Origin of the sequence: Aestuariibius sp. HNIBRBA575, from assembly GCF_040932005.1 — a bacterium.
Classification (GTDB): domain Bacteria; phylum Pseudomonadota; class Alphaproteobacteria; order Rhodobacterales; family Rhodobacteraceae; genus CANLNM01.
Window position 1 is genome coordinate 2,403,394 of the sequence record NZ_CP162414.1, and the last position, 16,368, is coordinate 2,419,761.

Annotated in this window: 17 protein-coding genes and 1 pseudogene; 7 read left to right on the forward strand and 11 right to left on the reverse strand. The window is 53.1% G+C overall.

Features of this window, described 5'->3' with window-relative positions; all coding sequences use genetic code 11:
• Positions 1–8: 8 nt before the first annotated feature.
• The gene (locus AB1F12_RS12105; protein ID WP_368184628.1) at positions 9–1,514 is read left to right on the forward strand and encodes a helix-turn-helix domain-containing protein; all 1,506 of its coding nucleotides are present in this window, start codon (positions 9–11) and stop codon (positions 1,512–1,514) included.
• Positions 1,511–2,389 (forward strand): hypothetical protein, encoded by an 879-nt coding sequence (locus tag AB1F12_RS12110; RefSeq protein WP_368184629.1) that lies wholly within the window; start codon positions 1,511–1,513, stop codon positions 2,387–2,389. Before AB1F12_RS12105 ends, AB1F12_RS12110 begins: the two co-directional genes overlap by 4 nt.
• 49 nt (positions 2,390–2,438) lie before the next feature.
• Here AB1F12_RS12110 and AB1F12_RS12115 read toward each other — a convergent pair whose 3' ends face one another.
• Positions 2,439–2,804, reverse strand: coding sequence for a helix-turn-helix domain-containing protein (locus AB1F12_RS12115; protein WP_368184630.1), 366 nt, complete (start codon positions 2,802–2,804; stop codon positions 2,439–2,441).
• Between the two features lie 91 nt (positions 2,805–2,895).
• Between AB1F12_RS12115 and AB1F12_RS12120 the strand changes: the two genes are divergently transcribed.
• On the forward strand, positions 2,896–3,393 hold the full coding sequence (locus AB1F12_RS12120) for a hypothetical protein (protein WP_368184631.1): 498 nt from the start codon (positions 2,896–2,898) through the stop codon (positions 3,391–3,393).
• Positions 3,394–3,826: 433 nt separating this feature from the next.
• Here AB1F12_RS12120 and AB1F12_RS12125 read toward each other — a convergent pair whose 3' ends face one another.
• Positions 3,827–3,994 (reverse strand): hypothetical protein, encoded by a 168-nt coding sequence (locus tag AB1F12_RS12125; protein ID WP_368184632.1) that lies wholly within the window; start codon positions 3,992–3,994, stop codon positions 3,827–3,829.
• Between the two features lie 83 nt (positions 3,995–4,077).
• On the opposite strand from AB1F12_RS12125, the pseudogene AB1F12_RS12130 reads away from it, so the two are divergent.
• Together AB1F12_RS12130 and AB1F12_RS12135 are read left to right on the forward strand one after the other, a co-directional pair.
• Positions 4,078–5,078: pseudogene (locus AB1F12_RS12130) on the forward strand (DEAD/DEAH box helicase family protein).
• The gene (locus tag AB1F12_RS12135; protein WP_368184633.1) at positions 4,969–6,756 is read left to right on the forward strand and encodes a type I restriction endonuclease subunit R; all 1,788 of its coding nucleotides are present in this window, start codon (positions 4,969–4,971) and stop codon (positions 6,754–6,756) included. Before AB1F12_RS12130 ends, AB1F12_RS12135 begins: the two are co-directional and overlap by 110 nt.
• Before the next feature lie 329 nt (positions 6,757–7,085).
• Here AB1F12_RS12135 and AB1F12_RS12140 read toward each other — a convergent pair whose 3' ends face one another.
• From AB1F12_RS12140 to AB1F12_RS12150, 3 genes are all read right to left on the reverse strand, one after another.
• The gene (locus AB1F12_RS12140; RefSeq protein WP_368184634.1) at positions 7,086–8,228 is read right to left on the reverse strand and encodes an amidohydrolase; all 1,143 of its coding nucleotides are present in this window, start codon (positions 8,226–8,228) and stop codon (positions 7,086–7,088) included.
• A 77-nt stretch (positions 8,229–8,305) separates the two neighbouring features.
• Positions 8,306–9,013, reverse strand: a complete 708-nt coding sequence (gene arsH / locus AB1F12_RS12145) for an arsenical resistance protein ArsH (protein WP_368184635.1) — start codon at positions 9,011–9,013, stop codon at positions 8,306–8,308.
• Between the two features lie 35 nt (positions 9,014–9,048).
• Complete coding sequence (locus AB1F12_RS12150) at positions 9,049–9,714, reverse strand: aquaporin (RefSeq protein WP_368184636.1); 666 nt, start codon at positions 9,712–9,714, stop codon at positions 9,049–9,051.
• A gap of 136 nt (positions 9,715–9,850) precedes the next feature.
• Between AB1F12_RS12150 and AB1F12_RS12155 the strand changes: the two genes are divergently transcribed.
• Positions 9,851–10,195 carry an ArsR/SmtB family transcription factor gene (locus AB1F12_RS12155; RefSeq protein ID WP_368184637.1) on the forward strand — a complete coding sequence of 115 codons (345 nt, stop codon included), beginning with the start codon at positions 9,851–9,853 and terminating at the stop codon, positions 10,193–10,195.
• A 129-nt stretch (positions 10,196–10,324) separates the two neighbouring features.
• Here the strand turns inward: AB1F12_RS12155 and AB1F12_RS12160 are convergent, their stop codons facing one another.
• Positions 10,325–11,311: a zinc-dependent alcohol dehydrogenase family protein gene (locus AB1F12_RS12160; protein ID WP_368184638.1), complete on the reverse strand. Its 987-nt coding sequence runs from the start codon at positions 11,309–11,311 to the stop codon at positions 10,325–10,327.
• Between the two features lie 139 nt (positions 11,312–11,450).
• On the reverse strand, positions 11,451–12,239 hold the full coding sequence (locus tag AB1F12_RS12165) for an SDR family NAD(P)-dependent oxidoreductase (RefSeq protein WP_368184639.1): 789 nt from the start codon (positions 12,237–12,239) through the stop codon (positions 11,451–11,453).
• Between the two features lie 134 nt (positions 12,240–12,373).
• On the opposite strand from AB1F12_RS12165, the gene AB1F12_RS12170 reads away from it, so the two are divergent.
• Positions 12,374–13,282, forward strand: a complete 909-nt coding sequence (locus tag AB1F12_RS12170; RefSeq protein WP_368184640.1) for a LysR substrate-binding domain-containing protein — start codon at positions 12,374–12,376, stop codon at positions 13,280–13,282.
• Positions 13,283–13,284: 2 nt separating this feature from the next.
• On the opposite strand, the gene AB1F12_RS12175 is transcribed toward AB1F12_RS12170, so the two are convergent.
• From AB1F12_RS12175 to AB1F12_RS12190, 4 genes are read right to left on the reverse strand one after another with little or no spacing between them, the layout of a single operon-like run.
• Positions 13,285–14,031, reverse strand: coding sequence for a hydroxymethylpyrimidine/phosphomethylpyrimidine kinase (locus tag AB1F12_RS12175; RefSeq protein ID WP_368184641.1), 747 nt, complete (start codon positions 14,029–14,031; stop codon positions 13,285–13,287).
• Positions 14,028–14,996 (reverse strand): ThiF family adenylyltransferase, encoded by a 969-nt coding sequence (locus tag AB1F12_RS12180; RefSeq protein WP_368184642.1) that lies wholly within the window; start codon positions 14,994–14,996, stop codon positions 14,028–14,030. The genes AB1F12_RS12175 and AB1F12_RS12180 overlap by 4 nt, the downstream gene beginning before the upstream one ends.
• Complete coding sequence (locus AB1F12_RS12185) at positions 14,993–15,586, reverse strand: thiamine phosphate synthase (protein ID WP_368184643.1); 594 nt, start codon at positions 15,584–15,586, stop codon at positions 14,993–14,995. Before AB1F12_RS12185 ends, AB1F12_RS12180 begins: the two co-directional genes overlap by 4 nt.
• Positions 15,587–15,599: 13 nt before the next feature.
• Positions 15,600–16,367 (reverse strand): thiazole synthase, encoded by a 768-nt coding sequence (locus AB1F12_RS12190; RefSeq protein ID WP_368184644.1) that lies wholly within the window; start codon positions 16,365–16,367, stop codon positions 15,600–15,602.
• Between the last annotated feature and the right edge of the window lies 1 nt (position 16,368).

Below are 16,368 nucleotides of genomic sequence, written 5' to 3' on the forward strand. Positions count from 1 at the left end.
GGTCGACTATGGCGCGTAGAAGTATAACGGACGAAGAAATCGGCCTGATTAAGGCCATGCTGGGTCGTGGGATGCGTAACCGCGACATTCAATTCTACTTCAACCGACAGGATCGTCCGGTGAATTCAGGTCGGATCACTGGCATCAATTCACGCGACTACGGACCCGATGTGCCAGTGGCAACCGACGCCGCACTGGATACATTTCTTGCTGGTTTTGCACCTGCCGAAATCGGAGTTGTCATTGAGGGTGGACCGCCGCCCGAACAAACATTGGCCCAGCGTGCGCTTAGCCGCTTTACCCAACGCGATGACAATTGGTATCTCGCCGATGGGGAAACCTCTGATCAAGAGTGCAAGGCGCAGTTTGAACCTCGTCGCATGGAACCGATTATTCGTGCGATTGCGGCACTTGCCAACAACCGTGGCGGTTTCGTTTTCATTGGCGTCCAAGACGCAGAATGTCGCGTGACTGGGATGCCCGATACCGCATTCCAAGATACTGATATCGTGCGCATCACTGACAAAACGAAAGCCCTTCTAACACCAACACCAGTTTTCTCCAAAGATACCATCGAGATTGGCGGCCACGCTGTGGGCGTGATCCATGTCGAAAAATATCCAACTCCGCCTGTGATCGTGTGTCGTGATGCAAACGGTCTTGTGGACGGAACAATCCTGTTTCGTTATCCGGGACAGTCAGGCAAAATCAAGTTTGGTGATCTACATGTGATGCTGCGCGAGCGCGACAGGGCTGCGACCCAATCCCTTCTGGCCAGTGCATCTCGGCTTAGTGAGATCGGGGCAGATCGTGCGTTGATCGTGGACCCCGACAAAGGTGAGCTGGACGCTGGGGCGAAACGTATTGTGATTGATCGTACGCTGGTGGATCAACTTGAGTTCATTCGAGAGGGAGAGTTTGACGAACAAACTGGTGCTCCGGCCCTACGTCTTTTGGGAAATGTCCACTCAGTTGATCAAGAGGGACAGGTGGTAGAACGCATTGAGGGCCAAGCACTGGATGCGGAAACTGTGCTGTTGGCGTATCTGGGCCGCGAAAAGGTGCGCTCACCGATGCAATACATCTGCGTTTCGGCCAAGGTTCAGCGCCAGTGGTTGCCAATTTTTTATTTCGTACGGTTAGCTGGGAATGACCGAGACGCAGCAATTGTAGAGCTTGAGGCCACAAACGCGGTCTACCGCGTATCGAAAGAAAACGCTCTTGAACGCCTGCGCAGGCGGCGGTTTGCCTTTGAGCGTCCGACTGGAGCCATCGTTGATGTCGTAGCAGCGCTACAAACTGACCCGGCAGTTGATCTGCGAGAGCAATTTACCGATTTCCAAATCGTACGCGGCATTCGAGGACTGCCAGATGGGTTCCTGCCCAGTGCGGCCTTGTTTGAGTTGCTTCGCGACATCTATCAAGATGCTGGGGAAGATGCGAATGTTCGAAGCGGTGTTTTTAGCGCTGCTGGGCGGCTCGATGAACTCGAAAATATTGACGAGCCCGAATGACCAAAACTTTTTTCACTTATGTTTGGGGCGCACCCGGCAACCCGGCTTGGCCGCTCACCTTTGCGACCAAATCCGCCCGGTCCCATGCCCGCAAAGAACTGACGGAGGGCGATCTGGTGTTTACCGTAGGCACCAAGGGCGAACCAACACAGGAAGCCCACAAGGGTCGCGTTTTGGGGGTGTTCCGCGTATCTGATCTGGAGGTCAACACGCAGGACTACGGGCTGCCTCGCAAGCACGACAACTCCGAATTCGACAGTGTGACACGATTTCCGTTCGCGCTGCATCCCATCGCGGTCTGGGAAATCACATCACCCGGCAACATCTTCGCAGAGCTGGTTGGGTCGCTGACGCCAAACCATCACTTGCAAGCGCAATCCAAGATTGTTGAGCTAGACGACATAACCGCTGCACCCCTTTTGGAGTTGGAGACGCGGGAGATGCAGCCAGCCCTGCCCGAAACCGAATTCGGAAAAGGTCTTGTTGCGCAGAAGAACAGCAAGCTTGCCCCAAAACATGAGGGTAGTTTCACTGGAATGTTTGGCACTCATGATATTTGGTACGTTTATACACTGGTCCTGCGCGATGCCCAAAAGAGGGCATTGGCGGTCAAGGTGGGATACTCCAGTGCTCCCGAGGATCGCGAAACCGCGCTCAATCGGCCAATGGCAACTGAGGTTACGGGCCTGCAATGGAAAGCCGAGTTCAAACAGCCTACGGCCAGTGAAGACGCGGCGCGGGAGGTCGAACAAATCGTTCTGGGGCGTTACGCTAACCACAAGTTAGAAAGCAATGGGGAGATACTTGCCGAGGTCGATCCGATGATGGTGCAGGCTGCAATTGCAACTGCCAGGCGGGACCAGTCTACCAGTTAAACTGCATGAATTCTGGCGTCCTGACGGTTTGGTCGCGGTAACGGAACGTCTATACGCCCGAAATTGGTGGGGATTTCTTGCCGGGTTTCTTTGGGCGCGGAATTGCCAGAGCCTCCGTTTGCATAACAACGGTTTCTAACTGGTCTTCTGGCAAGCTGGTTGCTGACACCGTCAGTCGTTCAATAAGCAAGGATCGCCGATCTGTAGGTTTATCGTCTGTCAGGCCGAGTAAGTGATCTACAGATGTGTCGAGGACGCGGGCAATCTTGGCGAGCGTCATAAGGTCGGGTTCACGCTGATCATTGGCGTAGTTTGAATAGCGTCTTTCATCCAAATCACACAGCCGAGCCGCTTGTGAGTTGGAAATACCAAGCTGGGAGGCTCGCTCTTTCAATCGTTTGGCAAAAATCTTCATCTGGAACGGTTTGTTCCGATTTATTCCTTACCGCTATGTATGTTTTGAGGTTATTATACAGAACAAAATGTTCTTAAGTGGAGATTGTGGAATGAAATCGAAAGAACGGGGCACACTTTTGGCTGCACTTTGCAAATGGATCGTTGCAACGCTGACTGCTGTTTTCATGCCATCTGTGGCTTGCGCAGATTGGCAGTACACACAGTGGGGTAACAGTCCGGCAGTTGTGATGGAAGCCTCAGGCGGGGCTGCTGAGCTTAACGAGGATCGAGGCAAAGACCCTCTCCCCCTAGTTGCTGTTCTAACTGCGCCTTATAATGGATTGGGTTTCAATTTTGATGTGTATTTCATCTTCGACCCGGCAGAACAGTTACGCTATGTCGATCTCGCGCCGCTCCATCCTGAAAACTGCAACGAAATTCGCCTTGCTTTGATGAATTCGTATGGTCGACCAGATCAACGTGGTTCCTTCGGCTTACTGAAATGGTGGCACAGGGAAAGTGGCAACGTGGTTATCTACTCCGAGATTGGGGCATGCCAAATTCGCTACATGTCACTTTCGGAACCGAGGCAAGCCGGGGGCCTATAGCTGAATACGTGATGCCTTATGGAGCAAGTGACATTCCTCTTCCTATGGGTCAGTTATCTGGTACAGTAAGGCAGAACACCAAGGCAGAGCGTCAGCTAACCCACTGGTATCGTTCATATCGCAGGAGCTAGTAGGAAATCCCTTCGTCTCCGCCACCCACCATTTTTATTCAATTCAGTTGGCACTCATTCAACCCCTTATGGGGCTGTTTTTGTTGATTTAACTGCATTCATTGTTGCTTTTCATTTATCTTCGATTAGACTCGTTTCCATTCATTGCATGGTAGAAATCGTGGTATATTAATGGCTGCACTAAGTGGAGAGCTGACAAAGAATTTGGTCCGAACCCTCGGCCCAGGTCGCCACGGTGATGGAAGCGGGTTGTACCTTGTTGTTGAACCATCTGGCGCTCAACGCAGCGGCAAGTAGGTGCTTCATTTGTTTAGATCCTCTGCTGGAATGTCGACGCCCGCATCGGCCAAAGCCCGCATAATGAGCTGGCTCATGGTCAGCCCGCGTTTCAGCGCCTCGATACGCAGCGCCTTGTGACCTTCCGCACTAATGTAGAAGGATGTGTGTTTCTGGTTTCTGGCCGCGCTCATTCTGTGGGGTCCGTTATACGCAGGATGGCAAAGCTGCGGATCAGCATAGCGGCCTCTTCAAATGACAACCTGTACCCGTCGCGGTGACTGAGCTGAAGAACGCTGCTAGTGAGAACGCAACTATTCGCGATGCGTTCAACCAGTTACAGACCTACAAAGAGCAGATTCCATCCTTGTTCCGCACAAACGCAGTGCTGATCACTTCAGATGGATTGCATGCACGTATAGGCACTTTGAGTGCTGGCGAAGACAGCTTTATGCCTTGGCGGACTGTTACTGGTGCACAAAGTGATTTTACACTTGAAGGCCCGAAGGAAATGGACACGCTTTTGCGTGGTGTATTTGAGCCTAAGTACCTTTTGCAGTTGATACGAGACTTCACCGTTTTTGGTGACAAGGGAGATGGTCCCTTCAAGATTGTTGGTGGTTACCACCAATCCCACGGCGCACGTAAAGCGCTCGCCAGTGCGATAGATGCAGTCAGTGAAGATGGTGACCGAAAGGTTGGTGTGATTTGGCACACCCAAGGTTCGGGTAAGAGCTTCCTAATGGCTTTCTTTGCAGGTCTCTTGGTGCGCTCAGAGGCGTTGGGGAACCCGACTGTGGTTGTCTTGACCGACCGCAATGATCTGGACGATCCGCTCTTTGCGACTTTCTCGATGTGCAAAGATCTGATCCGACAAACACCCGAGCAAATTGAAGACAGGAATGATCTTCGTAACAAATTGGATCGTCAATCCGGCGGTGTGATCTTCTCAACTCTTCAAAAGTTTTCACCGCTTTCTGGTGAAGAAGAATTTCCATTACTCTCCGATCGACGCAATATCTTGTATTGGCTGATGAAGCACACCGAAGCCAGTATGGATTTGATGCAAAGCTCAGTGGTTCAACTGGTGAGCGTACGTATGGCTACGCGCACTATGTCCGGCAGGCGATCCCGAACGCTTCGTTTGCTGGCTTTACAGGAACTCCAATTGAGGCAGCAGACGTTAACACGCCTGCAGTGTTTGGCGAATATGTCGATATTTATGACATTAGCCGTGCTGTCGAAGACAAGGCCACAGTTCCGATCTATTATGAATAGCCGACTTGCACGCGTTGAACTTGAGCAAGAAAAACTTCCTGAAATTGATGCGGCCGTTGATGCTTTGTTCGACGATGAAAGCTTGTCAGAACAGGAAAAAGCTAAATCAAGTTGGAGTAGTGTTGAGCGTCTAGTCGGGGCTCCACCGCGTCTTGAAATAGTGGCTGCTGACATCGTCAAACATTTCGAAGACCGTTTGGAGGCTATGGGCGGTAAAGGCATGGTTGTCTGTATGAGCCGCAAGATCTGTGTGGTTCTGTATGATCAGATCGTGGCGCAGCGGCCAGATTGGCATTCTGAAGATGACACGGAAGGAGCGATTAAGGTCGTCATGACTGGTTCAGCTTCTGATCCGCTTGAGTGGCAGAAACACATTGGCAACAAATCTCGCCGCGATCTTCTAGCAAAACGTGCACGCGACACCAAAGATCCGTTGAAGCTCGTGTTGGTACGCGACATGTGGCTCACTGGGTTTAACGCACCCTCCATGCACACGATGTATATAGACAAGCCAATGCGCGGCCACGGTTTGATGCAGGCCATTGCGCGCGTGAACCGGGCTTTCAAGGATAAGCCCGGCGGTCTGGTTGTTGACTACATCGGTATCGGTCAGAATCTGAAAACCGCTCTTCAAAACTACACGGCGACAGATCGTGACCAAACCGGCATCAGTGAAGATGAAGCAGTTGCCGCATTGCAAGAGTTTGTAGAGCAGTGCCGCGAGTTCTTTTTCAGCCATGATTACAGTCTAGGAGTTTCTGGCACGCCTTCCGAACGGCTCTTTGCATTAGCGGAGGCTATGGAATGGGCGCTGGACCGGCAAAAATCCAAAGCCGATCAAGTAAGTGACCCTGCTGCAAAACGAAAGGAACTTAATCGTTTTCAAGAATTGGTTTCGCAACTGACCAAGGCATTTGCTTTGGCTTCAGCCAGTGACTACGCGCAGGAAATCAAAGAAGAGGTGGGTTTCTTCCAAGCGGTCAAAGCTGGCCTTACAAAAACAGCGCCGAAATCCAAGATGAGCGCAAAGGACACAGAATTTGCAGTCGCGCAACTCATGTCTGAAGCGATAGCCGATGCAAGTATTGTTGACGTACTCTCCGCTGCCGGGATCAAGAGCCCTGAAATATCGGTCCTTTCCGACGAATTCCTTTCGGAAATTCAGGGCATGAAACAAAAGAACCTTGCTTTAGAGGCATTACGTAAACTTCTGGCCGGAGAGATCAAATCTCGCCAAAAGCAAAATGTCGTTGAAGCCAAAGCATTTTCTGAACGACTTGAAGCCGTCGTTGCCCGTTATCATGCGAACGCAATTACTAGTCTGGAGATAATCCAGGAGCTGGTGGACATGGCGAAAGAACTAAGCGCTTCTGCTCAGCACGGTGAAGAACTGGGAATGAGCAATGAAGAATTGGCTTTTTATGATGCACTTGCATTGAATGATAGTGCCGTCGAAGCCATGGGTAACGATGAGCTCCGCGTAATCGCACATGAGTTAGTCGAGCAACTGCGTAAGAATGTGACTGTGGATTGGTACCTAAAAGAAAGCGCACGAGCAAAACTGCGCATTCTTGTTCGGCGGATTCTGAAGAGATACGGCTATCCGCCAGACCTCGCTCCAATCGCAATCAGTACGGTTCTCAGTCAAGCTGAAACACTGTTGCGTTGGCAGAGGTAGTTTTGCGTCTTAAGTGAAAAGCTTATTTATTAGGATTGGTGGATGCTAAAGCCCAGAAAAAACAAGACGAGCTCTTCACTAGTCAAAAAACTCTTCTCTTTCTCGTAAATCCAAACTCGTTGCTTCTGATTGCGGTCGGAGCACTGGCAGCAGTTTTATTGGGCTGGTTGACGTTTAATAGCACCGATTTTCTATATGATATAATATCCATCCTGATAATCTTGAGTCTTTCTGCGCTTTTGGCCACCGTAGTGGTACGCCTGATAATTGGGACTACAGGGAAAGAAGCGACTGAATTAGTTGAGAGTACGAACTCGCGTAAAATCGCCCTACAGAACCTGTGCAACAATCCGTTCATAAAGGTCAATTCCAATCGGCAGCAGCGCATCTGGAAAATCGAAGTCGGGGTTGTGCAATTGCGGCTGCGTTTCGCCAGACCCCATGAACATCAAATTGGTGCAAGCTCCCGCATTTTCGAACCGGCCGAAATCCTCTGACCAGCGCATAGGGTGGGGCATTTCAAAGATCGAATACCCCAGTGAAGCCGCCGCTTTTCGTGCAATGTCACAGCCTTCGGAATGGTTATTGACCGCGTAAAAAACATCACACCAGTCCACGTCGGACCGCAATCCCGTCTGAGCTTCATTTAATAAATTCAATGCTCTAGATGACATTTCCTGCATCATTTCATCTGTTCGACTGCGCAATGTGACACGTATTTCACCCTGCCCCGGCGCAATGCCAAATGTGGGTTCCCCCAACTGGACATGGGTCAATGTCGACAGGGCAAAGTCTGCATCCTTGATGTTCCCCTGCCCCAGTGCGGGCAATTGCTGCATCAACTGGGCCATGGCCGTGGCGGGCGATACCCCATCCTCAGGTGCCGCCGCATGAGAGCTTTTGCCTTGAAGCCGGATTTTCATCCCGCGCGAGGCGCAATTGGCGACCCCATTCCTGAGGCCAATTTCACCTATTGGGCGCCCCGGAACATTATGAAACGCAAACGCATAATCAGGGCAGATTTGCCCCCACCGCGGGTCGTCAATCACGGCTTGCGCACCAAATCCGGTTTCCTCGGCAGGTTGGAAAAGCAGGATCACACGCCCGGATTTTGGCCGTTTCTGTAACGTCATGCCAAGCCCTAGAACCATGCACATATGCCCATCATGTCCACAAAGATGCCCCTTGCCACCAACTTCAGAGCGGTAACTCAGCTCAGAAATCTCTTGGATTGGCAGGCCGTCCAGCTCTGCGCGAAAAAGGATCGTTGGGCCGGGGTTTTGGCCCTTAAATTCAGCAGCGACGCCATGTCCACCCAGATTTTGCCAAATCCGATCTGCCCCAATTTGACGAAGCTCTAATGCAATCCGATTTGCCGTTTGCGTCTCTTGCCCAGAAATTTCTGGGCGGCGATGCAGATCATGCCGCAGCGCCGTCAAATAGCGCAGTTGCGCATCAGAAAGATCAGTCATCCCAGTCCCCATATCATGAGCCGCCAATTTAGGTGACGACAGAGCATCCCGTCAAAGCGCGCCCTCTCCGGCCCCATTTAGGACCCGGAATTCACCCGTTTGATCAAATCTGCACCGGTTTCTTTGCGTTCACTATAGCGATCCACCAGATAATTGGACTGATCGCGCGTCAGAAGTGTGAATTTTACCAGTTCTTCCATGACATCGACCATGCGATCGTAATTTGGCGACGGTTTCATGCGGTCCTGACTGTCGAATTCCAAAAATGCCTTGGGGGTGGAGGATTGATTGGGGATGGTGATCAAACGCATCCAGCGCCCCAGAATGCGCAGCTGGTTCACGACGTTAAAACTCTGAGAACCGCCATTGACCTGCATCACAGCCAAGGTTTTGCCTTGGGTCGGGCGCACCGCCCCAAGAGACAGTGGAATCCAATCTATCTGGGCCTTCATAATCGCGGTCATCGCGCCATGTCGCTCTGGTGAACACCAAACCATCCCTTCGCTCCAACTGACGAGGTCGCGCAGTTCCTGAACCTTGGGATGAGAGGCGTCCTGATCATCCGGCAATGGCAGTCCGCTGGGGTCAAAGGTCTGTGTTTCCGCCCCAAGACGATGCAGAATTCGGGCGGCCTCTTGGGTCATGAGCCGGCTAAACGACCGATCCCGCAGCGACCCGTAAAGCAGCAAAACTTTGGGTCGATGTGTGCTGTGCTGTTTCGGGAACAAGAGCGTTTCATCGATTTCACGGAAATGATCATCAGTGATGTTGGGGGTGTCAGTCATGAACATTCCAATCTTTTCATATCGTTGCGAACAGGTCAGGCATCGTTTTCTTCCAACAACAACCAGCCAAAAAACCAAGTGGCCAGAATTGCGGCGATGCATTGCACCCCAAGAAAGGCCATCACATCCGTCGGTGCGATCCCGGCAAACGTGTCGGAAAACCCACGCGCGATTGTGACGGCCGGGTTGGCAAATGACGTGGACGATGTGAACCAATAAGCCGCGGTGATATACAGCCCCACGGCCATCGGAACCGCGGCGGGGCGCGCCTTGATACAGGCCAGAATTGTGCCGACCAAACCAAAAGTGGCGACAAATTCACCGGCCCATTGCCCGATCCCACTGCGCATGGTGGTGGATGGATCGATCAGGGGATGTTCAAACATCACATGCGCGGCAATAACCCCTGAAATCGCGCCAAACACCTGTGAAATCACGTAAAAAACGGCAACTTTGCGGTCAATTTCTTTGCGCAGCACAAAGCTAAGCGTAACCGCAGGGTTAAAATGTGCACCTGAAATTGGCCCAAAAATGGTAATCAAAACCACCAGAATGGCCCCGGTTGGGATGGTATTGCCCAATAGCGCGATGGCCACATTCCCATCCGCCAATCGTTCCGCCATGATGCCTGACCCGATCACCGTGGCCAACAGTGAAAACGTACCCAACCATTCGGCCATCAATCGTCGTTCAAGCGTCATTGCTGTCCCTTTGCCTTGCCTTTTTGGCGTAAACACATAAGGCCACGCGCGTCATTTCGGCGATTACCGAATTCAGTTTGACCTAATTCACCCCCAGATTCTTGTCAAGATTCGTTATTTCGGGTAATAACGAATTATGAAACAAGAAACCGCTATCGACGCGCTGGCCGCCCTGGCGCAACCGTCCCGTATCGCTGCCTTTCGTCTGTTGGTGACAGCTGGCCCTAAAGGGTTACCAGCACTCGAAATTTCGCGAAAACTTGGGACCAAGCCGTCGACATTGTCGGGCCATTTGGCCATCCTAAAACGGGCTGGCGTCCTGACCGCGACCCGCCAGCAGCGTGAAATCTATTACGCTGTGGATCTCACTTGTATCGGGGAACTGGTGCAATTTCTGATCGCTGATTGCTGTGGGGGACAGATCGAAAACTGTGGGGAAATCACAGCTTTGTTCACCTGCAAACCCACAGGTCAGGTCTAAATCGCAACCGCGCAGAATATAAAAGCCAGCTCACAGGTCAGACGTGAAAACACTGGCTGGCTCCCACTCGGTTGATCACCAAAAGAAGCGGGGCTTGCCCGCTCCTTTCGGTTGTAGCGCGACAAAATGCTAAACGGTTATGATCACTTTCCCCATGGCTTGCCCGCTGCTCAGCCTATCATATGCGACCCCAACGTTGCCTAGGTCAAAGTCCTGCGCATCCAACAAAGGCACAAGCGCACCCGCATCGGCGATATCCGCCAGTTGCGACAGAATTTCCCCATGCACGTGCCGTTTGTGGTTATGCAACATCGGGATCAGCATAAAGACCACATGCAATGACAGGCCTTTGAAATGCGCCAAGGTCAGGTCCAATTCCAGCATCGAAACCGTCGTGACCACATTGGCATTTAGACTGGAGGCTTCAAACGAATTGACCATATTGGCCCCGCCCACAGTGTCATACACCACATCAAATCCCGCGCCGTCTGTGTGTTTGGCGACAAAGTCTTCTATCTTTTCAGCGGTATAATCGATGGGCGTCGCCCCATAAGATTTGATCACATCAAAGGCTTTCTCGCCACGCACGGTTGCATATACATCCGCGCCCAGATGTTTAGCGAGCTGGACGACAACATGACCGACGCCGCCGGTTCCGCCTTGGACCAACACTTTTTGGCCGGGCGCGACACCGGCGCGTTGCAATCCCTCAAAGGCGGTAATGCCAACCAACGGCAACGCCGCGGCTTGCTTCATCGACAGGGATTTGGGTTTATGCGCGATAAGCTGTGCATCGACCACCATAAACTGAGCCAACGCCCCCTGCAGATCCGCCAGCCCCCCGGCACAGCCAAAAACCGCGTCGCCAATGGCGAACCCGGCAACGTCCTGCGCCATTTCCGTGATGGTTCCGGCAAAATCCATCCCCAAAATCGCGGGCAATTCTGGCGACAAAGGCAAATCCTGACCCATAGTTTTGATCATCGTATCAACGGTGTTCACGCTGGTAGCCGCGATTTGCACGATCACCTGACCCGGCCCGGCAACTGGCATTTCAACCTCTGTGGCGACAAATTCTGCATCCGCGCCATAGGCGTTCAAGCTCATAGATTTCATTTTTTAGCTCCTGAAAGTAAATCCTGAGCTCTATTTATCCCGATTGTTTTTCAGGTAAATCCGGCAGAATCTAAGTTCAAAATTCGGGTATTGCATATAATAACCGACCCATAGCCCGCTTGGGATATGGGGGGCCCAATCAGAACAAACGCGCGACGTTTTCCTGAATTGCATCCATTACCGCCCGCACGTGGATTACATCCTGCGCTGCCGCATGTGGGTCGACGAAACGGCCGGAATCATTATCAAAATACGCTCCGTTGGCATTTTCAAATGAGGCATCCAATGCCGCCACAGACAGGATATCAGCCCCAATACTTAGGTCATTCCCTGCGACCCCAAACCCGTCTTTGACCATTTTTGAGGCCAATAACGACCCCGGATTGACCGCAACCACCATCGGACCATCGACCAAGGTTCGGGCCAATTCCTGCGTCCAGATTGTGATGGCCAATTTGCTTTGGGCATATGCGGCGAAATCGTCCAGCCTGCCCTGCCCGTTCATCGCATCCACATCAATTGGCGCTTGCGCCGCCGAGGACAGGTTCACCACCCGACCGTCACGGGGCATTATCGCCAACAAATCCTGCGTCAGCACCCAAGGCGCAAACGTATTCACCATAAACCGCAGATCCACCCCCTGCGACAGGCGCGGCGCGGGCGTTTTGAACACCCCGGCATTGTTGATCACCACATCCAATCGCGCATGATTTTCGCGGATCGCACGAGCCAAGTCCGTCACGTCCTGTGGGTTCGACAAATCAGCGACGTATTTCTCACAAGGCCCAGTCATAGTCGCCGCCGCCGCGTCCAATTTCGCCTGATTGCGCCCATGCAACAGAACCAGATGCCCCAGATTGGATAGTTTTTGCGCTGTCAGCAGGCCAATCCCATCCGTCGATCCGGTGATTAGTATCGTTTTGGTCATGTGATTTCCTTTTGGGGTTGGATTTTGGCTGGACGCATGCCGCAAACACCCACCCACATCGCCAAACTAACCATTGATATTTCAATAAAAACCACCCAATTTACGAAAGATAATTCTGAATTTGGATATAATCGATGGACACAGATGGCCTGCGCCTGTTCGTTTTAGCGGCGGAAAAGCTTAATATCAGTGCGGCGGGGCGTGAACTTGGGCTTGCCCCTGCGGTTGCCAGTGCCCGGCTGGCCAAGCTGGAACACACATTGGGCGCGGACCTGCTGCATCGATCAACTCGCAAGGTGGCCCTGTCGCTGGAAGGGTCCGAATTTCTGCCCTTTGCACGCGAAATGTTGGCCCAGGAACAGGCCGCCCGCGCCGCATTGGGGCAAGGTCAGGCAACCCCTACCGGGACCTTGCGCTTCACCGCCCCCAGCACCTTTGCACAGCAATATATCGCGCCGATCCTACCGGAATTTCTAGCCAAATATCCGGACATTATGCTTGATTTGCGCCTGTCAGACAGCCGCTTTGATCTGATCGAAGGCAGTTTTGATCTGGCGATCCGAAATGCTGCGATGGAAGATACCAGCCTAAAGGGACGTAAATTGGCCGATGATGTTCGGGTTCTGTGCGCGTCCCCGGGATATCTGGCCGAACTTGGAGTGCCAGAATGCGCGGATGATTTGAACACCCATCACCTGATCGCATTTGCCAATCAGACCCCGCGCCCATTGGCGCGCGACGACGGACAGATTGCGGTGTTTGATCCACGCGCGGCGTCCGGGCGCATGACCATTGATGATGGGCAATGCCAGAAACTGGTTACGATGGCAGGTGCCGGAATTTCGATAAATTCTCTCTGGAGTGTGCATCAGGAATTGCGCGACGGATCGCTTATCCGCGTTTTGCCGGAATATGTGATGTCGGATTCATCGAAACTGTGGTTGGTCTATCCCAAGGCCAATGTTTTATCCGCCAAAGTGCGGGTATTGATCGACTTTCTGTTGGAAAACATCGGGAAAAACCCGGTCTGGGATCAAGAGTGATCTCAGGTCGCGCCAGACCCAAAGTTGGGCTCCGCACTGGCAATCCATCTGTGCACATATGTTTTGGCGCGCGCGCATGCCTGGGTTAAGGGGTAACCCGCGGCCAGATTACACGCAATCGCGCTGGCCAGGGTGCATCCGGTCCCTCGACGGTTTTGTGACAGGCGCGGCGCATCAAATGACGTGGATTTATCGCGGAAAAACAAGCGATCACTGCAAATGTCCCCCTGAATATGCCCGCCTTTGATCATCACCGCATGCGCACCCATTTTCATCAAAACCTCAGCTTGGGCTGTGGGACCCGCGAGGTCTGCCTCGGCTTTTATCCCGGTTAAGTGCGCTGCTTCGATCGCGTTGGGCGTGACCAACGTGCTGATCGCGATCAGAGAATGCAGGCCATTTTGATCAGAGAGTTCCCCCCCAGAGCTGGCCTTTAACACCGGGTCAAACACAATCGGAATGTCCCGGCCCCGCAACGCGGACACAATTGCACCGGCCATGTCAGCCCCGCCAACCATCCCTATTTTGACCGCTTTTGGGGGCGTGTCATCAAACGCCGCGTCTATTTGCGCTGTGATCAGATCTGTTGGCATCGGCAATATTTGATGCACTGCAAAATTGGATTGCGCCGTCACGCAGGTCACTACGGGTTTGGCCACAAATCCCAAATCCTGCGCGACACCAGCATCACGCAAAAGCCCTGCGCCGCCGCTGCTATCGGTGCCCCCGATACATAAAACGGAGGTCATGAATTGGCCCGCGCGGCGAGCAGAGCAAGGTTCGTATGATTGGCCTGGATCAACATATTTGCAGCACGCCATGCCCGCAATCCCGTGGCACAGACCAAAACGACCCGGCGATCCTGTTCCGGCTGAAACCTGTCGATATCGGCCACGTCAATGCGCTGTGCCTGGGGGGCGATTTTATCGGAGAACTCTGACATATCCCGCAGCTCAACCACCTGATCTGAGGCGGTAATTGCAGATGTTGATATGAACGGGATTTGTGTTTCTGGCTCTGGGGCTGAACGGAAATCAAATCCCCCGAACCGCAGGTTTTGCAGGTCAATGCGGGTCATCTGCCCCAGCGGGCTTGGATCAAGTTTCAGCAATATCTGCAACGTAATTTGCGCCTGAATTGCGCCGATGGTGCCGACAACCGGCCCTAAAACCCCAACGCTGGCACAGGTTGCGCTGCGGCTGGGCAAATCCGGGAACACGGCGCGCAATGAAGGGGCCGTCGCGCAAAATGCGCCGACATATCCGGTGAACCCCAACGCACTGGCCGACACAAAAGGCACGCCCAAATCTTGGCAGGTATCAGATAAGATATACGACACTGCAAAACTGTCCGCAGCATCAACAACCACATCCGAGTTGCGCACCAAATCAGATGCGTTTCCCGGATTGAGGGACGCGACGAAAGCCCGAAGGTGAACATCGGGATTGGCCGCCTGCAAATGGGCCGCCGCTGCCTCTGCCTTGGGCGTTCCGAGATCGGACATTTTAAACAATGGCTGGCGGTGCAAATTGGTTTCTTCGACATGATCGGGATCTATGATCGTGATCTGCCCCACACCGGCCCCAACCAGATATTGCAGCGCCGGACAGCCAAGCCCGCCCGCGCCGACAACCAAAACACGGGCATCGCGCAGCCGATCCTGCCCTGCTTGCCCAATCTCGGGCAAAATCATCTGACGTGCATATCGGTTCATGACGCGCAGGCCTGAACCCAAGCCTGAGTTTGCGCTTCTGGGGTTGGGGATTGTTGAATGTCGGTCACCACGGCGGCACTGTCGGCCCCAGCGGCAAAAACCCCCGGCAACCGGTCAAGCGTCAGCCCGCCAATCGCAACCAAGGACGTGTTTCCAACCATGGATTTCCAGCGCCGCACCCGGTCCAGCCCCTGCGGTGCCCACTTCATTTCCTTTAACAAGGTTGGATAAACCGGCCCCAATGCCACATATGCCGGATCATATGACATCGCGCGGTCCAGCTCTGCTTCGTCATGGGTTGATAGGCCAAATCTGACCCCCGCCCGACGCAAGGCGGCAAAGTCGACATTGTCCATATCCTCTTGGCCCAAATGAATAAATTGGCATCGCAAATCCAATGCGGCCTGCCAATAATCATTGATCACCAACTGCGTTCCGTAAACGGCGCATAGATCGCGTGCCCGGATGATTTGACGGCGAATTTCATCCTCTGGCTGATCTTTGATCCGCAATTGCACCAATTTCACCCCATGCGGGATCAGCAATTCCAGCCGGTTTACATGCCCAACAATCAGGTAGAACTTTTCCATATAGAAATTCCCTTTAGGCCAGAACGGCCATTCCCAAAATCGGAGTGGACGGCACAGCCATGTCGCGTGGTTCCATTGGATCGGCCTGATACCCCAACTGTCCTGCCTTGATCGCCATCGCCATCGCTGCGGCCATGTCTACCGGGTTGCCCGCCTTGGCGACGGCCGTGTTCAGCAGCACCGCATCCATCCCCAATTCCATCGCCATGGCAGCGTCAGATGGGCGGCCTATTCCGGCATCCACGATCAGCGGAACATCCACGAAATGGGCCCGCATCGCGCGCAGCGCATCCGGGTTGCGCAACCCCTGCCCTGATCCGATCGGAGCCCCCCAAGGCATCAAAACCTCGCAGCCCGCATCGATCAGTTTTTCGCCTACCACCAAATCATCTGTCGTATAGGGAAACACTTGGAACCCATCAGCGGCCAGTTCCGTCGCCGCTTTGACCAGTTCAAACACATCGGGTTGCAATGTGTCGGAATGGCCGATCACTTCGAGTTTGATCCAGTTGGTTTCAAACACGTCACGCGCCATTTGCGCGGTTGTGATGGCCTCTTGGGCGGTGTGACATCCGGCGGTGTTTGGCAAAATTCGGCAGTTGGATTTTTGCAATTCCGCAAAGAAGCCACGCCCGGATCCATCCGCGGTTTCACGGCGCAGGGATACTGTGACGATGTCGGTTTCGCTGGCCTCGATCGCTTGCAACAAAATGGCCGGGGATGGGTATTGCGCGGTCCCCAACAAAAGCCGAGATTGAATTTCGGTGCCGTAAATCTGCATG

Coding starts and splice junctions, on each gene's coding strand:
- arsH (WP_368184635.1), bottom strand. CDS start 9,013: ATGACTGACACCCCCAACATCACTGATGATCATTTCCGTGAAATCGAT.
- AB1F12_RS12160 (WP_368184638.1), bottom strand. CDS start 11,311: ATGAAATCTATGAGCTTGAACGCCTATGGCGCGGATGCAGAATTTGTC.
- AB1F12_RS12140 (WP_368184634.1), bottom strand. CDS start 8,228: ATGACTGATCTTTCTGATGCGCAACTGCGCTATTTGACGGCGCTGCGG.
- AB1F12_RS12120 (WP_368184631.1), top strand. CDS start 2,896: ATGAAATCGAAAGAACGGGGCACACTTTTGGCTGCACTTTGCAAATGG.
- AB1F12_RS12165 (WP_368184639.1), bottom strand. CDS start 12,239: ATGACCAAAACGATACTAATCACCGGATCGACGGATGGGATTGGCCTG.
- AB1F12_RS12180 (WP_368184642.1), bottom strand. CDS start 14,996: ATGAACCGATATGCACGTCAGATGATTTTGCCCGAGATTGGGCAAGCA.
- AB1F12_RS12155 (WP_368184637.1), top strand. CDS start 9,851: ATGAAACAAGAAACCGCTATCGACGCGCTGGCCGCCCTGGCGCAACCG.
- AB1F12_RS12175 (WP_368184641.1), bottom strand. CDS start 14,031: ATGACCTCCGTTTTATGTATCGGGGGCACCGATAGCAGCGGCGGCGCA.
- AB1F12_RS12125 (WP_368184632.1), bottom strand. CDS start 3,994: ATGAGCGCGGCCAGAAACCAGAAACACACATCCTTCTACATTAGTGCG.
- AB1F12_RS12185 (WP_368184643.1), bottom strand. CDS start 15,586: ATGGAAAAGTTCTACCTGATTGTTGGGCATGTAAACCGGCTGGAATTG.
- AB1F12_RS12150 (WP_368184636.1), bottom strand. CDS start 9,714: ATGACGCTTGAACGACGATTGATGGCCGAATGGTTGGGTACGTTTTCA.
- AB1F12_RS12115 (WP_368184630.1), bottom strand. CDS start 2,804: ATGAAGATTTTTGCCAAACGATTGAAAGAGCGAGCCTCCCAGCTTGGT.
- AB1F12_RS12105 (WP_368184628.1), top strand. CDS start 9: ATGGCGCGTAGAAGTATAACGGACGAAGAAATCGGCCTGATTAAGGCC.
- AB1F12_RS12190 (WP_368184644.1), bottom strand. CDS start 16,367: ATGCAGATTTACGGCACCGAAATTCAATCTCGGCTTTTGTTGGGGACC.
- AB1F12_RS12110 (WP_368184629.1), top strand. CDS start 1,511: ATGACCAAAACTTTTTTCACTTATGTTTGGGGCGCACCCGGCAACCCG.
- AB1F12_RS12170 (WP_368184640.1), top strand. CDS start 12,374: ATGGACACAGATGGCCTGCGCCTGTTCGTTTTAGCGGCGGAAAAGCTT.